The organism is Caenibacillus caldisaponilyticus, from assembly GCF_002003465.1.
GTDB lineage: Bacteria > Bacillota > Bacilli > Bacillales > Sporolactobacillaceae > Caenibacillus > Caenibacillus caldisaponilyticus.
Window position 1 is genome coordinate 11,566 of sequence record NZ_BDDQ01000065.1, and the last position, 16,550, is coordinate 28,115.

General features: G+C 56.0%; 14 protein-coding genes and 1 pseudogene. 4 read left to right on the forward strand and 11 right to left on the reverse strand.

Annotated elements, in window-relative coordinates; translation table 11 throughout:
- Positions 1-350: 350 nt before the first annotated feature.
- Positions 351-1,331 carry an alpha/beta hydrolase gene (locus CCB157_RS14895; RefSeq protein WP_077616665.1) on the forward strand — a complete coding sequence of 327 codons (981 nt, stop codon included), beginning with the start codon at positions 351-353 and terminating at the stop codon, positions 1,329-1,331.
- Positions 1,332-1,487: 156 nt separating this feature from the next.
- Entirely contained in the window at positions 1,488-2,510 is a 1,023-nt protein-coding gene (namA, locus tag CCB157_RS14900) for an NADPH dehydrogenase NamA (protein WP_077616666.1), read from the forward strand.
- A gap of 122 nt (positions 2,511-2,632) precedes the next feature.
- Here the strand turns inward: namA and rnz are convergent, their stop codons facing one another.
- The 7 genes from rnz to CCB157_RS14940 form a co-directional block, all read right to left on the reverse strand.
- Positions 2,633-3,544 (reverse strand): ribonuclease Z, encoded by a 912-nt coding sequence (gene rnz / locus CCB157_RS14905; protein ID WP_077616696.1) that lies wholly within the window; start codon positions 3,542-3,544, stop codon positions 2,633-2,635.
- A gap of 183 nt (positions 3,545-3,727) precedes the next feature.
- Complete coding sequence (locus CCB157_RS14910; protein ID WP_077616667.1) at positions 3,728-4,267, reverse strand: DNA topology modulation protein; 540 nt, start codon at positions 4,265-4,267, stop codon at positions 3,728-3,730.
- Positions 4,268-4,320: 53 nt separating this feature from the next.
- Entirely contained in the window at positions 4,321-5,628 is a 1,308-nt protein-coding gene (locus CCB157_RS14915; protein ID WP_077616668.1) for a DNA polymerase IV, read from the reverse strand.
- A 256-nt stretch (positions 5,629-5,884) separates the two neighbouring features.
- Positions 5,885-7,009, reverse strand: a complete 1,125-nt coding sequence (locus CCB157_RS14925; protein WP_077616697.1) for a M20/M25/M40 family metallo-hydrolase — start codon at positions 7,007-7,009, stop codon at positions 5,885-5,887.
- Positions 7,010-7,271: 262 nt separating this feature from the next.
- Positions 7,272-8,861 (reverse strand): acyl-CoA carboxylase subunit beta, encoded by a 1,590-nt coding sequence (locus tag CCB157_RS14930; protein ID WP_193432311.1) that lies wholly within the window; start codon positions 8,859-8,861, stop codon positions 7,272-7,274.
- A 247-nt stretch (positions 8,862-9,108) separates the two neighbouring features.
- A complete protein-coding gene (gene mce, locus CCB157_RS14935; protein WP_077616670.1) occupies positions 9,109-9,942 on the reverse strand; it encodes a methylmalonyl-CoA epimerase in 834 nt (277 codons plus the stop codon).
- A gap of 72 nt (positions 9,943-10,014) precedes the next feature.
- On the reverse strand, positions 10,015-11,673 hold the full coding sequence (locus CCB157_RS14940) for an acyl-CoA mutase large subunit family protein (protein WP_077616671.1): 1,659 nt from the start codon (positions 11,671-11,673) through the stop codon (positions 10,015-10,017).
- Between the two features lie 163 nt (positions 11,674-11,836).
- Between CCB157_RS14940 and prli42 the strand changes: the two genes are divergently transcribed.
- Positions 11,837-11,929: a stressosome-associated protein Prli42 gene (prli42, locus tag CCB157_RS17700; RefSeq protein WP_158077344.1), complete on the forward strand. Its 93-nt coding sequence runs from the start codon at positions 11,837-11,839 to the stop codon at positions 11,927-11,929.
- Positions 11,930-12,433: 504 nt separating this feature from the next.
- Here the strand turns inward: prli42 and CCB157_RS14945 are convergent.
- The 4 genes from CCB157_RS14945 to CCB157_RS14960 are packed head-to-tail and all read right to left on the reverse strand — an operon-like array spanning position 12,434 to position 15,511.
- On the reverse strand, positions 12,434-13,405 hold the full coding sequence (locus CCB157_RS14945) for a CgeB family protein (RefSeq protein ID WP_077616672.1): 972 nt from the start codon (positions 13,403-13,405) through the stop codon (positions 12,434-12,436).
- 14 nt (positions 13,406-13,419) lie between these two features.
- Positions 13,420-14,532 carry a DegT/DnrJ/EryC1/StrS family aminotransferase gene (locus CCB157_RS14950; protein WP_077616673.1) on the reverse strand — a complete coding sequence of 371 codons (1,113 nt, stop codon included), beginning with the start codon at positions 14,530-14,532 and terminating at the stop codon, positions 13,420-13,422.
- Positions 14,529-15,089, reverse strand: a complete 561-nt coding sequence (locus tag CCB157_RS14955) for an acyltransferase (RefSeq protein ID WP_077616674.1) — start codon at positions 15,087-15,089, stop codon at positions 14,529-14,531. The genes CCB157_RS14950 and CCB157_RS14955 overlap by 4 nt, the downstream gene beginning before the upstream one ends.
- Entirely contained in the window at positions 15,086-15,511 is a 426-nt protein-coding gene (locus tag CCB157_RS14960) for a sugar 3,4-ketoisomerase (protein ID WP_143287087.1), read from the reverse strand. The genes CCB157_RS14955 and CCB157_RS14960 overlap by 4 nt, the downstream gene beginning before the upstream one ends.
- A gap of 314 nt (positions 15,512-15,825) precedes the next feature.
- On the opposite strand from CCB157_RS14960, the pseudogene CCB157_RS14965 reads away from it, so the two are divergent.
- A pseudogene (locus tag CCB157_RS14965) lies at positions 15,826-16,550 on the forward strand (sugar phosphate nucleotidyltransferase).

The window sequence follows — 16,550 nt, forward strand, 5'->3', positions numbered from 1 at the left end:
GCGCGGAGGCCAACGGCGGCACGGCAGCGATGTTTCACGACAACAAAGCGCGCTTGGGCGGGACATGGGGGCAAGTCCTTTACGCAGTCGGCTTGGGCTTAGAGAATGATGACAGACAAGCCTCGCCTTCGCGGGTCCGGCCATCACCTCGGGCGGCGCGTCGTTTCGCCATCCGGCCGACCGCCTGCCTTGCGATCGGACAACCCCATGCCGCCTCCCGCGTTCACGGGACATAAAAGCGCCGCCAAAAGATTCAAACGGCCAAAACGGAGCGGTCGTAGCGACCGCTGCCCGCAACCGACAGAAACGATAAAAAACAATGTTGAACGCATTTTAAAGGGGGACCAACCATGAATCCGACCATCCATCAACCGCCGATCTATCCGGTGATCAGGCGGCGCGCCTGGAAAAAATGGGCCTATGCCGCCATCCTCACCCTCATCCTTTTAGGTTTGCTCGCGGCGCTGGGCTTGAGTTATTACGTCACCTATGAATTATCCCATCCCGCCAAAAAACCGGTCAAGCTCGATCCCGGCCAAATCGGGCTCGGCTTTCAAAACGTCACGTTTAAAAGCCGGCAAGGCGGAATCGCCTTAAAAGGCTGGGTGATCAAAGCCGACAAACCGATCCACAAGTGGGTGATCACGAGCCACGGTTACCGGCAAAACCGCCTGATTTGGCCGGAAGACGGCAAACCCGCCGGCCGGCCGGGACTGGACTTTTTCAAATTTCTGCACGACAGCGGCTACAACATTCTCGCCTTTGATTATCGAAACAGCGGCCAATCCGAGGGCGACACGACGACGGTCGGCTATGATGAACAAAAAGATTTGCTTTCGGCCGTGGATGAAGTCGAGCGCCTGGATCCCAAGGCGGAGGTCAGTCTCATCGGTTGGTCGATGGGCGCCTCCACCGCGCTGGCAGTGGCGGGCGAGCACCCCGCGGTCAAGGCCGTCATCGCCGATTCTCCCTTTGAAGATCTCGGCGCCTATCTGAAGGATAATTTGTCGAAGTGGTCGGGATTGCCCAACTTTCCGTTTACACCGCTGATATTAAATGTATGGGTGCCGATCGTCACCGGCGTCCATGCCGACGGTTTCCGCCCGATCGAAGCGCTCGCGAAATTCAACGGCTCGATTCTGCTGATCCATTCCAAAGCGGACAGCAAAATTCCTTATGCCGACAGCCAAACCATTTACGATACATATAAAGACAAAAAGGACATCGATCTGGTGACGTTCGCCCGCTCCGACCATACGATGGCTTTCGTCGACGAACCCGAAACCTATGAAAAAGCGATCCTTGATTTTTTCAAACGCATCAAGTTTTAAGCAGCGTTCATTTACCCGCGCCGATGATCAAAACGTCCGACAAGCCGTTGGCGCCGGTCGCAGCGATGAGCAAATTCATCCCGAATTCGCCGCGACTGTGTTATAATGCCGACACGTGAGAAAAACCGATTAGCAAGACGAAGAGGACGTGAGAGCATGGAGAAAGCCCTTTTTACCCCCTTTACCATCAAGAACGTCACGTTGAAAAACCGGATCGTCATGTCTCCCATGTGCATGTATTCTTGCTTCAAGCAAGACGGCAAGGTCACCGATTGGCATTTGACCCACTATTCGAGCCGCGCCGTCGGCCAAGTCGGCCTCATCATCCTTGAAGCGACCGCGGTCACGCCGCAAGGGCGCATTTCCCCGTACGATTTGGGGATTTGGAGCGATGACCACATCGAAGGGTTGAAAAAGCTCGTCGACCTCTGCCATGAATTCGGCAGCAAAATCGGCATCCAGCTCGCACACGCCGGGCGAAAAGCCGTAATCGACGGACCGATCATCGCGCCATCGGCCATTCCGTTCGATGAAAAATCGAAGACGCCCGAAGCGATGACCGTCGATCAAATCAAGGAAACCGTCGAGGCCTTTAAGCAAGCGGCGCGGCGCGCGAAGGAAGCAGGCTTTGATGTCATCGAAATCCACGCCGCCCACGGCTACCTGATCAACCAATTCCTTTCCCCGCTCGCGAACCATCGGAGCGACGAATACGGCGGCGACCGCGACGGACGCTACCGCCTGTTGTCGGAAGTGATCGACGCGGTGAAAACGGTCTGGGAAGGCCCGCTCTTCGTCAGGGTGTCCGCGAACGATTACGCCGAAGGCGGCAATACCCCGAATGATCACGTCTATTTCGCGAAAAAGATGAAAGCTCAAGGCGTCGATTTGATCGACTGCAGTTCGGGCGCCGTCGTCCCGGCGAAAATCGACGCTTATCCGGGCTATCAAGTGCCTTACGCCGAAAAAATCCGCCGCGAAGCCGAGATAGCGACCGGCGCGGTCGGCTTGATCTTAAACGCCACCCAAGCCGAAGAAATTTTGAAGAACGGACGCGCCGACCTCATTTTCCTCGCCCGCGAACTGCTGCGCGATCCGTACTGGCCGTATCGCGCCGCCAAAGAATTGCGGACGGAAATCGAAGGTCCGGTACAATATCAACGCGGTTGGAACGCGTAAACGCATCGGCGCTTTCGCGTAAATCAATTGAAGCCTGTCGCCGTTTACAAAAAGCGGCCCGAAGCGGTAATCCACCGCCGATCGGGCCGCTTTTTTATGGATTGTTTTGAAGCAACGCCGTCTTAAATGACGTACGACCAAAGGTCTTCCGCGACATACGTATTGGGGAAAACGGCTTGCGCCTCGGCGAGCAGCGCTTCCGATTCACGGTAGCGCGAGCTGATGTGCGTCAGAATCAACGCTTGAACGCCAGCTTCCTTAGCGGTCGACGCCGCCTGGCGCGCGCTCGAGTGTCCGTATTGATTGGCCGAGGCTTCTTTATCGACCGTGAACGTCGCTTCATGCACGAGCACCGTCGCCGCCGCGGCAAGCGCCGCCGCTCCCGAACACGGGCGCGTATCGCCGAGCATCGCGACGATCTTGCCTCTTTTCGGCGGGCCGATGTAGTCGGCGCTCCGGACCGTCCGGCCGTCCGGGAGCGTCACGGTTTCCTGTTCCTTAAACCGTTTATAAATCGGACCCGGCGGGAGGCCGAGTTCGCTTTGAATTTTTTCCGCGAGCAGCGGTCCGGGCTTATCTTTTTCCATCACGCGAAATCCGAAGCTCAACAGAACGTGCTCCAGCCGGCGCGCTTCGACGACAAGCGCCTCGTCTTCGAGAATCACGCCTTCGTCGATTTCGGTGACGGATAACGGATACGTCAAATGCGTGCCGGAGAGATGCAACGTCTGTTCGATGAAGGCGCGGATGCCCGGCGGACCGTAGATGTCCAATCGCTCCCCGTCCGCTTGAAACGACCGGGTGCCGAGGAGACCCGGTAATCCGAAAATATGGTCCCCGTGCAAATGGGTGATGAAAATCTTTGTGATTTTGGCCAGTTTGACATGGGTATGTAAGATCTGGTGTTGAGTGGCTTCGCCGCAATCGAATAGCCACGTTTCTCCGCCGCGTTCCGGCATGATGAGCGCGGCGGCGGACACGTTGCGGCGCTTGGCCGGCACGCCGGCCCCCGTTCCCAAAAACAGCAGTTCCAACGGCAACCCTCGCTTTCCTGCGCATGACCGGCCGTGACTGACAACGTTCCGGCGGTTCATGGCGCACGACTTGTCCTTATCTGCAATCCCGCATGTTTTTTATTATATCCCGATGAACGAGCGGCGCCCACCTCAGCCCGAAAGGCCTGACGCTTTCCGCGGAAAATGGGGACCCGAAAACGCTCAGCACAACGCCGAACCGTGCGTCCGATGCGCTTGACGGACCGTTTTCATAAAACGTTTCACTTGCCGCCTGGATTTGAGGTGGATGACGGTTTTTTCGCCCCGGCATTTTTGCAGTTTTTTCAGCATTTCAGGCCGTTTATCCTTCGGATAGCGCCACACCCATTTGACAAAGTCGGGATCAAGCTTTTCCCGGCAGCCTTCGGCCATATCCGGCCGCGATCGGCCCCGATAGGCGATGCGCCGCTTCACTACGCGGTACAAGCATAACCAACGCGGCAAATCGAGAAAAACGACGGTATCCGCCCGCTCAAGCCGCAGGTCAAGCGTCCCGCTGTAATTGCCTTCGATGATCCATTCTTCCGCCGCCAACAAAGGCCGAAGTTTCTCGATAAATCGCGCCCGTTCCGTCGGCTGCCAACCGCGATTCCAATAAACGGCGTCCAAATGGACGACCCTGATATTCAAGGCTTCTCCCAAAGCGCTCGCCAGCGTGGATTTGCCCGATCCGCCGGAACCGAGAATTAAAATCCGTTTCATTTCTTTCCCCCTGTTTTTCCGCATCCTTGCCGAAACGTCAGGCGGCGATGGTTTCACGCGTGCGATTCGTTTTCCGAATCGGGCCTTTCCTCCGCTTCGCTCTCCGAGTGTTCATGGCGGCTTTGCTTGGGGCGAGGCGAAGGTGGCGGCGTGCGCGCTCCGTCGGCCTGAGCTTTTTTGAATGCCGCTTGGCCGCGGGCGACGCCCTTTTGTACGACCGGTGCGCCGTACTTGGCTTCGAGCCGTTGAATGGCTTCCAGAAGCGGCTCTTCCTTCGCATCGGTTTGATACGTGAACAGATCCAATTGTTTGGTCGCCCGGGCGGCGTCTTCAAGGGACTGGACGGAGATGCCGAGAAGGCGGATCGGGCGGCCGTCCCAATGTTCCGCAAACAGGCGCACCGCGATGGCCGCCAGCTCTTGCGGCGATTGCAGCGGTTGATGGACGGTTTTTCCGTGGCTCGTCGTCTGCCAATTCGCATAGCGAATCGTAATCGCCGCCTGATAGGCGACCGAACGTTTCTTCTTTAACCGTTCGGAAAGGCGCACCGCGAGCCGTTGAAAAACGCGGCGGGCTTCTTCTTCGGAAACGATATCTTCCGGCAAGGTCGTCGATTGGCTGATGCTTTTAAAAACCGCCTCCGCCTCGGGATCGACCGGCCGTGCGTCCCGACCGTTCGCCCGTTCGTGCAGCATCTCGCCGTATTGGCCGAGCAATGCGGCGATTTGCGCTTTGTCGGCTGCGGCCAAATCCCCGATCGTGCGAATGCCGATCGCCGTTAATTTTTCCGCGGTCTTTGCGCCGACGCCGTGCATATCGGCGATCGGGAGCGGCCATAATTTTTTCGGCACGTCCCGTTTTCGGAGAACGGTGATGCCCAGCGGTTTTTTCATGTCCGACGCCATCTTGGCGAGAAACTTGTTCGGTGCGATGCCGATGCTCGACGGCAATTCGAGTTCGTCCAGAAGGCGTTTCTGGATGTCTTCGGCGAGTCGAAGCGGGTGCACGCGGCGGGCCAGCTCGGTCGCATCCATGTACCCTTCATCGATCGACACCTTTTCCACGAGCGGCGTATACGTTTTAAGAAGGCTGAACAGCTGCCGCGAGGCTTCGCGGTAGAGCTCAAAATCCGGAGTTTTGACGATCAATTCCGGGCAGCGGCGGCGCGCTTCCCAGACGGGCATCGGCGCTTTGACTCCTTTCGCCCGCGCTTCATAACTCGCGGTGACGACGATGCCGCGGCGCTCCTCGACTTTGCCGGCAATCGCGAGCGGTTTCCCGCGCCATTCCGGATGATGGACGGCTTCCACCGAAGCGTAAAAGCTGTTCATATCGATGTGAAAGATGATTCGTCCGTTCATCTTCGTCACCCGCCGTTCGATCCAGACCAAACAAACTTTCGGTTAACGTTATTATAACGTTATGAAAGGGGGATTTTCCAATACCAATATAAAAAAACGCTCCGCTGAGGGAGCGTTTGATTCGTTCGCTTCTGGCGCTATCGGCTGCGAGCGGAAAGCTTTGAGGCGCAGCGCTCTGCCGGCCGGCGCGTCGAAGTTTTCCGCTTTTATCGCCTTTGCCCGTTCGGCTGCCGGCAAAAGGCGGCGCCTTATTCCGTCATGGCTTTTCCGCCGCGACTTCCTTGATGATCGCGACGATCCATTCGACCGTCTTGACGAGTTCTGCAATCGGCATTTTTTCGTTTGTCGTGTGGATGTCTTCGTAGCCGACGGCGAGATTGACGGTTGGGATGCCGAGGCCGTTGATGACGTTGGCGTCGGAACCGCCGCCGCTTTGGAGAACGCGCGGGGTGCGACCGATCGCTTGCGCCGCCCGCTTGGCGATGGCGACGACGCGGTCGTTTTCCTCAAATCGATAATTCGGATACATCATCTCGACGTCGACAATGGCTTCGCCGCCCATCGCCTTGGCGGTTTCCTCAAATGCCGACTTCATTTTCGCGACTTGGGCGTCGAGTTTTTCCTTGACGAGCGAACGGGCTTCGGCCAAAATGTCCACGCGGTCGCATACGATGTTCGTCTTTTGCCCGCCGCTGAACCGGCCGATGTTCGCCGTCGTTTCTTCGTCGATGCGGCCGAGCGGCATCTTCGCGATCGCCTTCGCCGCCACCGTGATCGCGGAGACGCCTTTTTCAGGAGCGACACCGGCGTGCGCGGTTTTACCGAGGACGGTCACCTTCAGTTTCGCTTGCGACGGAGCGGCGGTGATGATGTCGCCGACGGGGCCGTCGCTGTCAAGGGCGTAGCCGAATTTCGCTTTGATTTTCGCCGCATCCAGCGCCTTGGCGCCGACAAGGCCCGATTCTTCCCCGACCGTAATGACGAATTGCACCGTGCCGTGGGAGATGCCGTTTTCTTTTATAACGCGGATCGCTTCAAACATCGCCGCCAGGCCCGCTTTGTCGTCCGCGCCCAAAATCGTCGTGCCGTCCGAAACGATTTTATCGTCCTTGATCGACGGCTTGACGCCTTTCCCCGGAACGACCGTGTCCATGTGGGAAGTAAAATAAATCGGATCGACGTCTTCCGTGCCTGCCAGTGTGCAGATCAAGTTGTTGGCCCCATGGCCGGTTTTTGCTTTCGCGTCGTCTTCCTCGACCTTCACGCCGAGCGCCGCGAATTTTTCTTTCAACACGCCGGCGATGCCGCCTTCTTCCCCCGTTTCCGAATCGATTTGCACCAGTTCCATGAATTCTTTGACGAGTCGGTCTTGATTTACCACCATCATTCAACTCCTATGTATTCGGCTAGGGTACATGTTTCATTATACGCCGCTAAAAGCCGGCGCGCCAATGACGGCTTTCCCAAAACGCCCGAAAAACGCGGAGGAACGGTACGCGCTGCAACGAATAAAGGCGCACGGCGATGAAAAACAGAAGCCTCCTTCATGCGGACTCTTTTCGCCGCGGACGGGCTAACATCCATGAAGGACACGTTTTGCCGCGGGTCTCTCCCGTTTCATGCTGGCGTTGAATTCGTCATGCTTAGAGCGGAAGGTTCCCGTGCTTTTTCCACGGGCGCGTTTCCCGCTTTCCACGGAGCATGTCCAACCCTTGCAGCAATTTAATGCGCGTTTCGCGCGGGTCGATGACGTCGTCGACCATTCCGTAGGCGGCGGCGACATAAGGATTGGAGAAGCGTTCCCGATATTCCTGGATTTTTTCCGCGCGCGTCCGCACAGGGTCCGGGCTTTCCTGAATTTCTTTGGCAAAAATGACCGTCGCCGCCCCTTCCGGACCCATGACGGCGATTTCCGCGTTCGGCCAGGCGAACACGAGATCGGCCCCGATCGATTTGCTGTTCATGGCCACGTACGCGCCGCCGTAAGCTTTGCGCAGGATGACGGTCAGCTTTGGCACGGTCGCTTCCGCGTAAGCATATATAATTTTTGCGCCGTGCCGGATGATGCCGCCGTGCTCCTGTTTGACGCCCGGAAAAAACCCGGTGACGTCGACGAACGTGATGAGGGGCAGATTGAACGCATCGCAGAAGCGGATAAAGCGGGCGACTTTATCCGAAGCGTCAATGTCGAGGCCGCCCGCCATCGCCTTCGGTTGGTTGGCGACGATGCCGACCGCGGTCCCTTTTATACGTGCAAAACCGACGACCGCGTTTTTGGCGAAGGCGGCGTGCACTTCCATAAAAGAGCCGCGGTCGACAATCTCTTCAATCACCCGGCGCACGTCATAGGGACGCGTCGGATCAAACGGGACGAGATCGATGAGATTTTCCCGGTAATCCGATGTCCCGTCGCCTTCCGCAACCGGCGCCGTCTCCCGATTATTGGCGGGCAAATAGCCGAGGAGTTTGCGGACGATGGCGAACGCTTCCTCCTCGCTCTTCGCTCGAAAGTGGGCGTTGCCGCTGAGGCGATTGTGCACTTCCGACCCGCCGAGATCCTCGGCGCTGATCTTTTCTCCCGTCACCGTCTGAATGACCTTCGGCCCCGTGATAAACATTTGGCTCGTATGATCGACCATGATGACGAAATCCGTCAGTGCGGGCGAATAGACGGCGCCGCCCGCGCACGGCCCCAATATGACGGAAATTTGCGGGATGACGCCGGAATAAATGGTGTTGCGGTAAAAGACGTGGCCGTATCCGTCTAGCGAGACGACGCCTTCTTGGATGCGGGCGCCCCCCGAATCGTTCAGCCCGATGATCGGAACACCCTTTTTGGCGGCCATGTCCATGACGGCGGCTATTTTTTTCCCGTGCATTTCTCCGAGAGCGCCGCCGAAGACGGTAAAATCTTGGGCAAAGAGAAACACCGGCCGCCCCGAAATGTTGGCAAAACCCGTGACGACGCCTTCGCCGGGCGCGTCGCCGTTTAATCCGAGATGCTGGGCGCGATGTTCGATAAAAGGATTCAGCTCGACGAAACTCCCGGGGTCGACGAGCAGGTCGATGCGTTCCCGCGCCGTCAGCTTGCCTCTTTGATGCTGCTTTTCAATCTTTTCGTCGCCCCCGCCGAGTTCGACTTTGCGGCGACGATCGTATAATTCATTGATTTTATCGTAAATGTCCACGTGTTCCCCACCCCATATCGTGATCTCGGCATCCGCTTGCCGCATCGATTTCCATCCATGGGCGCAACCGAAAGGGCGCGTCGCCGAACGTCTTCCGTCAGAGCACCCGCACGCGGCAAGGGAGTCTGATAGACCGACGTGCCTACTCTTGAATGCGCACCCCGTTTTCCATCAGCTGCGGCCGGCGATCGCGGTTGTTATCCAATTACGGCTTTGCTCGGGATCATACGTTTTCCGTTGACTACGGTCCCGGCGATCGCTCTCGTTCCGCGATGCCTTGCCCGCTTGCCGCTTAATGCTCGGCCTTTTTTTCGCACAGCTCGTACAGGACTCCGTGCGCCGCTTTCGGATGCAAAAATGCGATGCGCGAAGCCCCCGCTCCCGGGCGCGCCCGATGATCGACCAACGGAATGCCCGCCGTCTCCAACCGGCGGAGTTGCCCGTCGATGTCCCGGACTTCCAATGCGACGTGATGCAACCCTTCGCCGCGCTGGGCAATAAAACGGGCGACCGGGCTGTCGTCCCCGATCGGCTCGAGCAGTTCAAGATGGAAGTTGCCGGCTTTAAGAAAAGCCACCTTCACTTTTTGCGCTTCCACCGTTTCCGTCCGCTCAAGGGAAAAGCCGAGCTTCTCCTGATAAAACGGGAGGCAGTCGGCGATCGAGCGGACGGCGATGCCGATGTGATCGATCGCCTCCACTTCAATGGGCTGTTCCAATGGAATTCCGTCCCGTTCATACACGGCGCGCTCGATATAGCGGGCGATCTCGATCGTCGGCGTGCCGGGCGTGAAAATTTTCCGAATGCCTTTTGACTCTAAGAACGGGACATCTTCGGCGGGAATGATGCCGCCGCCGATGACGAGGATGTCGTCGGCGCCGCGCGTTTTCAAAAGTTCGGTCACGGCGGGAAACAATTCATTATGCGCACCGGAAAGACACGACAGACCGATGGCATCGACGTCTTCCTGGATCGCGGCGGCCACGATTTGCTCCGGGGTTTGCCTGAGACCGGTATAAATGACTTCCATGCCGTAATCGCGGAGCGCTTGAGCGATGACGAGCGCCCCGCGGTCGTGGCCGTCCAGGCCGGGTTTGGCGATGAGCACGCGAATTTTTTTCTCCATGGTTCTCCCCCTGTCCGTTTTGATCGCCCGTTCAAGGCAAACAAATGATCCATGTCACGGATTTTCCCCTTCTCATACCCCGTTGTATTCACCGAATACGCCGCGAAGAACGCCGCAAATTTCCCCGATCGTGCAATAGGCTTTCACGCAATCGAGAATGGGGGGCATTAGATTGCCGCTTCCCTCTGCGGCCCGCTTCAGCGCCGCAAGGGTCTGTCTGACCCGTTCCCCGTCGCGCCCGGCCCGCACCGCTTGCAGCCTTGCGATCTGTTTTTCGGCGAGCCCCGGGTCGACGCGGTGCCGTTTGGGTTCACGTTCTTCTTCGACGCGGAAGGCGTTGACCCCGACGACAATGTGTTCGCCCTTTTCGATCGCCTTTTGCGTTTCATAGGCGGCGCGATGGATTTCCTCTTGCATATAGCCTTGTTCGATCGCCCGGACGGAGCCGCCCATGTCATCGATCTTTTTCAAATATGCGATCACCTTTTCTTCCATTTGATCGGTCAACGCCTCAATGAAATAAGACCCGCCGAGCGGATCGACCGTATCGGCGACGCCGCTTTCGTACGCGAGGATTTGCTGCGTGCGGAGGGCGAGACGCGCCGTCTCTTCCGTCGGCAAAGACAGCGCCTCATCCAAGGCATTCGTGTGCAGGCTCTGCGTACCGCCCAAGACCGCCGACAAGGCTTGCAGCGTGACGCGGACGACGTTGTTTTCCGGCTGTTGGGCCGTGAGCGTCGATCCGCCCGTCTGAGTGTGAAAGCGAAGCTCCAGGCTCTTCGGATTTTTGGCCGCGAAACGCTCTTTCATGATCCTCGCCCAAATCCGGCGGGCGGCGCGGAACTTGGCGATTTCCTCGAAGAAATGATGATGCGCATTGAAAAAGAACGCGAGCCGCGGGGCGAAGCGGTCGACGTCCAAACCGGCTGCAAGCGCCGCCTCCACGTAAGCGATGCCGTTGGCGAGCGTGAATGCCACTTCTTGCGCGGCCGTCGAACCGGCTTCCCGAATATGGTAGCCGGAAATGCTGATCGTGTTCCATTTCGGCACGTATTGCGAGCAATAGGCAAAAACGTCGGTGATGAGCCGCATGGACGGCTTCGGCGGGAAGATATAGGTGCCGCGCGCGATGTATTCTTTTAAAATATCGTTCTGAATGGTGCCCGATAAGCGGTCGGCGGGCACCCCTTGTTTTTCCGCCACCGCGATGTACATGGCAAGTAAAATCGCTGCCGGCGCATTGATCGTCATGGAGGTCGACACCCGATCCAGCGGGATGCCGTCGAACAGCTGCTCCATGTCCGCCAACGAATCGATGGCGACGCCCACTTTGCCGACTTCCCCCCGCGCCATCGGATCGTCGGAATCGTAGCCGATTTGGGTCGGCAAATCAAAGGCGACGGACAGGCCGGTTTGCCCTTGATCGAGAAGATAGCGAAATCGCCGGTTCGTCTCTTCGGCGGAACCGAAACCGGCATACTGCCTCATCGTCCAGAAGCGCGCCCGGTACATCGTCGGGCGAATGCCGCGGGTGTACGGATATTCGCCGGGCAGGCCAAGCTTTTCCATATATTCGTCGTTCAACGTCGCCGGAAGATACAGGCGCTCGATCGGAATGCCCGAACCGGTCGAAAATTCGTCCTTCCTTTCCGGAAACTTTTCCATCAGCCGCTTCGTTCGTTCGAGCCATTCTTCGTAGGCCTTTTGAAAATCCGTTGAGGATTGCGCCATGCTCTTCCCTCCGTAAGTAAAGCGTTTTCACTTTTATAAAATAAAATTCGCCGGCTCTCGTCATTTTTCCTGCCTAGCCGTTCACAGTATTGTCCTTGGACAGACCGCCCGTTCTTTATTAAGATTAACAATAGCAACAATCGGACGATGGGAGGGCTCGCCCATGCCTAAAAAAACGATTCGAGCCGTCGTGTTCATCATGCTCGCCAGCCTTGTCCTCACGACGGTCTTATCGGGGATCGCCGCGTTATTCTAAAGCGATCGGACGACCGATCACGCGATCCCTTCTGAGTAGAAACCGTCGTGCCGCAGGGAATTCACACCTCCAAGGCACGATCAAAAAGGTAAAGGACTGGCCGCCGGGATGAAAGCGCCCCGATGTTCATGCTCCTGTGCGTTTTCATCCCGGTTTTTTCATAACTGTGTGCTTTCCAACATTTTCTATCGCAAGAAGGTGACGGTTTGCTGAACTGGCATTGGGTATACCGCAATTTTATCGATGCGGCATCTAAAGCCGATCATCCCAAAGGATGGTTGCAAGCGATGCAAAGCTACTGACCTCCAAAAAGATGGCCTCGAACCGTTGCACTTCAAACCGAAGGGCGATACGTCCGAACAAGCGGTCCTCGACCGCTTACAGGCCCTCGGTCCATAGACCAGCACCCTGCAATTAGGCCGGCTCCATGTTTTGCCGAATATCTTTTGACTGCCCCAACCGCGTTTGATTTTCTAGTCAAATATCCCACCGATTCCGCAAACTTCATGAGCGGAGAAGCCCTTTTGCCTTCATCACGGCGATCATTTGTTCCGCCCGCCGTTGGTACGTTTCATTCTTCACCGCTTCCCGGCCGCTCTGAGCGATTTTTTCTCTTTCAACGTCATGGGTTAAATAATAATTCACCAAACGAACCGTCTCCGCCGGAGAATTCGTCACGACGACATCCCTTCCCGGCACCAATCGCGACCGGACCGCCGGCGTATCCAACGTCAGCAAAAAATTTCCGTTGCCCAAAATGTCAAACGTGCGCATCGTGAGCTGCATCGGTGTATTTTGCAAACCGATGTTGATCTTTGATTGTTGGTAAATTTTCAGCACGTCCAAATAATTGGCCACCTCGCCGTGCTGCCATTCTGGCGGGATGACCTTATTTAAAAATTTGTCCATTTTTTTCCAATCTTTTCCCCAAAAATCGACGCGCACGCCTTGTTCAAGCAACGGCGTAATCAGCGTTTTTAACGTTTCGAAACGATAACTGAACCATGACGGGAAATGGGCGTAACTGTTCGCGACGACAGCGACGTCATATCTCTTTTCCTGTCCCGGCGATGTGCTGACGAGCCCCGGTTGATAGGCGAAATCCAGATGCGCCGCGGGAAAACCGCGCTTCTCATAAAGCGGAACGGTTTCCTTGCTGATGGTGAAGACGATGTTTGGGCTGAGGGCGGTCACGTTTTTTTTCATGATGCTCGTAAAAATCGGATCCTCCACGGACCAATAGGCATGAGGAATGCGCCATTTTTTTACATAGGTGCGGATGACGCCGGACCAACGCTGAATGTGTTGTGACCAACCTTGCGTCACGACGAGATCGGGGCGATGATTTTTTATAAGACTAATAATTTTTTGTTTATCAACCAAACCCGAATACACGACGTCGTGCCCTGCATCCCGAAAACCGTTGGGAAGCAGATGGATGAGGGAATCATTGTAATCAAAAAACAAAACTTTCACACGAACACCCCGATTCAGTAGAATGCTTGCGGATCAAAGCGGTTTACGGCCTCCGTGACGTATTGGACTTCCTCGTCGGTCATCACCGGTGAGATCGGAAGGCTTAACACCTCTTGGTGCAAGCGTTCTGTGATCGGAAGCGAAAGCGAATGCCATTCGCGGTAAGCTGGCTGCCGGTGGGGCGCGATCGGATAGTGAATCTGCGTGTCGATGCCTCTCTCCCGCAAGAAGGTTTGCAGGGCCTCGCGATAAGGCGTGCGAACCGCAAAGAGATGCCAGACCGGTTGGACATCGGTGGATTCAGGCGGTTTCGGCAACGATATATAAGGATTTTTGATCTGTTTGAGATAAATGTCGGCGATCGTTCGACGCCGATTGTTATCCTCGTCGAGGTGCGGTAATTTCACCCTTAAAACCGCCGCCTGCAATGCATCGAGCCGGCTGTTGACCCCCTTATAATCGTGGCGGTACTTTTTATGGGACCCATAATGGCGCAGCGCTCTGATCTTCTTCGCCAATTCGGGATCATTCGTCGTCACGGCCCCCCCGTCGCCCAGAGCGCCCAAATTTTTGCCGGGATAAAAGCTGAAGGCCGCGGCGTGCCCGACATTTCCGGTTCTTTTGCTCTTGTAAAGCGCGCCGTGCGCCTGGGCGGCGTCCTCAATGACGATTAAACCGTGGCGGTCGGCGATCTCATGAATCGCGTCCATCTCAGCCGGCCTCCCATAGAGATGAACGGGGAGGATCGCTTTGGTTCGGCTCGTGATGTTGGCTTCGATCCATTCGGGATCAATCGTGTAAGTATCGGGACGCGGCTCTATGGGAACCGGACGCACACGCTCATGGGAAAGCGCTAAAAAAGTCGCGATAAACGTATTGCCCGGCACCAACACTTCATCGTCGTCCGACCAACCGAACGCCTTGATGATCAACGTTAAGGCGTCCAACCCGTTCCCCACCGCTACGCAGTGTTCGACGCCGCAGTAAGCGGCGAATTCGCGCTCAAAGCTCTCCACCTCATCGCCCAACACGTAACAGCCGCTCTCCAAAACGCGATCCATCGCCGCATCGATGGCTTCGCGAAAGCGTTCGTTGATTTTTTTTAAATCCAAAAACGGGACTTTCATGTTCCGTCCCCCGCTCTCAGAAGTTGATCGCCGACATTTTTATAGATGAGCTGACATTGCGGACAAGTTTCACCTACGAGGCGGGTGCCGCATTCGCAAACATATCCCTTAAAGGTTGCGGGATTACCGTACCAAAGGGTATGGGCCGGCACATCTCTTGTCACGACCGCACCGGCGCCGATCAAGGCGTACCGACCGATCCGGCGGCCGCCAACGATGGTCGCGTTCGCACCGATGGACGCTCCTTCATCAACGACGGTGCGAAGAAAGGCATCGGGATAAACCTTCGATCGCGGCCGAAGATCATTCGTAAACGTAACGTTCGGTCCGACGAAGACGCGATCTTTCAGAACGATGCCATCCCATAAAAAAACGCCAGGCTTGATCGTGACCTCATTGCCGATCGTCACGTCGTTTTCTATAAACGTATGATCGCAAATATTGCAGTTTTTCCCGATCTTGGCCCCCGGAAGAATGTGGGCATACGCCCATATCCGCGTCCCGTCGCCGATATGCCGCGTCTCCACCAACGCTTGCGGATGCGCGTAAAACGTCATCGCGGCGCGCCTCCCGGCGGCGTCTTTTCCCGAACCGCTTGGAGGAAGGTCTCATAGTCGCGGATATAGTCGGCCTCATCATAATGCTGATCCGCAAGAACGAGAAGAATGGCGTCCGGGCTGAACCCGTACATCACCCGCCATATCATCTCCGGAATGATCAAGAGTTCGCGAGGGCTCTTCAGTTCATAGACCGTCCGCGTTTTTCCGTCATCGACCCCGACTTTGAGCCGCCCGTTCAGGCAGATCAGCGCCTGCTTCACCCTTTTATGGGCATGGTAGCCGCGCGGTTTGCCATCTTTATTTCCATAAATATAATAAACCCGTCTGACGGGAAACGGGATGCTGCGGCCGACTTCGATCGAAACGAGATGCCCCCGTGGATCGGAAACGGTCTCCAACTCCTTGAATTCCACTCTCATCGGCTTCCACCTCATTTTAATCTATGCCGACCCAGCCGCATCGGTATGGGCATTCAAAAGGACCGATCCGAATGGACTTTCTACCATTTTTCCGTAAGCTTGTTCCCTATCACTCTCCTCCTTCATAGTATGATTATGTACGAATGCGTTCGGGGAGACACGCGCTCATGCGGATCGTCTTCAACGGTCGCTCGGGCTTCGTTAAAGAGCCTGCCATTGGCCGGTTATAGTTTTTCTTCCCATCTATAAAAGACTTTTTATACCTCGAGATCAACAGCCATGTACAAAAGAAAAAGGAAGGTGAAAAGTCCGTGATGAAAGGCATCCTGCTCGCCGGGGGAACCGGTTCAAGACTTTATCCATTAACTAATGTCACGAATAAACATTTATTGCCAGTGGGGAAATATCCGATGATTTTTTTCCGCTCGTTAAACTCCGTGAGGCCGGTATTAAGGACATCTTCATCGTGACCGGAAAAGATCATATCGGGGAAATCGGCAAATTACTCGGAAGCGGGAAAACGTTCGGGGTTTCGCTCAGTTATCTCGTCCAAGACCGCCCCGGCGGGATCGCTGAAGCCGTCGCTCTGTCCGAGCCGTTCATTCACTCAAAAGAACGCATCGTCGTTGCGTTGGGTGACAATCTGTTTTCCGATTCATTGACCGGCTATATTAAAAACTATGAACGGCAAAAAAGCGGCGCAAAAATTTTGCTCCATAAAGTGGAGGATCCCGGGCGCTACGGCGTCGCCGAACTCCGGAACGATAAAGTGATCCGCATTGTAGAAAAACCGAAACATCCAAAAAGCCCCAACGCTGTTACCGGTATCTACATGTATGACCATTCGGTGTTCGATATGATCAAACGCATCCGCCCATCACCGCGCGGCGAATGGGAAATATCCGACGTGAATAACATGTATATTAGTCAAAATCTCATGACCTATGATTATTTAAAAGGCTGGTGGTTGGACACCGGCACATTTGCTTCCTATCAAAAAGCCAACCAATTGTTGCAAAACGCGACTTTGAACATCTGA

What these genes read in the sequence shown, in the direction of transcription:
- CCB157_RS14895 (WP_077616665.1), top strand. Translation starts at nt 351, where the DNA reads ATGAATCCGACCATCCATCAACCGCCGATCTATCCGGTGATCAGGCGG.
- namA (WP_077616666.1), top strand. Translation starts at nt 1,488, where the DNA reads ATGGAGAAAGCCCTTTTTACCCCCTTTACCATCAAGAACGTCACGTTG.
- CCB157_RS14910 (WP_077616667.1), bottom strand. Translation starts at nt 4,267, where the DNA reads ATGAAACGGATTTTAATTCTCGGTTCCGGCGGATCGGGCAAATCCACG.
- CCB157_RS14915 (WP_077616668.1), bottom strand. Translation starts at nt 5,628, where the DNA reads ATGAACGGACGAATCATCTTTCACATCGATATGAACAGCTTTTACGCT.
- CCB157_RS14930 (WP_193432311.1), bottom strand. Translation starts at nt 8,861, where the DNA reads ATGCGGCAAGCGGATGCCGAGATCACGATATGGGGTGGGGAACACGTG.
- mce (WP_077616670.1), bottom strand. Translation starts at nt 9,942, where the DNA reads ATGGAGAAAAAAATTCGCGTGCTCATCGCCAAACCCGGCCTGGACGGC.
- CCB157_RS14940 (WP_077616671.1), bottom strand. Translation starts at nt 11,673, where the DNA reads ATGGCGCAATCCTCAACGGATTTTCAAAAGGCCTACGAAGAATGGCTC.
- prli42 (WP_158077344.1), top strand. Translation starts at nt 11,837, where the DNA reads ATGCCTAAAAAAACGATTCGAGCCGTCGTGTTCATCATGCTCGCCAGC.
- CCB157_RS14950 (WP_077616673.1), bottom strand. Translation starts at nt 14,532, where the DNA reads ATGAAAGTCCCGTTTTTGGATTTAAAAAAAATCAACGAACGCTTTCGC.
- CCB157_RS14955 (WP_077616674.1), bottom strand. Translation starts at nt 15,089, where the DNA reads ATGACGTTTTACGCGCATCCGCAAGCGTTGGTGGAGACGCGGCATATC.
- CCB157_RS14960 (WP_143287087.1), bottom strand. Translation starts at nt 15,511, where the DNA reads ATGAGAGTGGAATTCAAGGAGTTGGAGACCGTTTCCGATCCACGGGGG.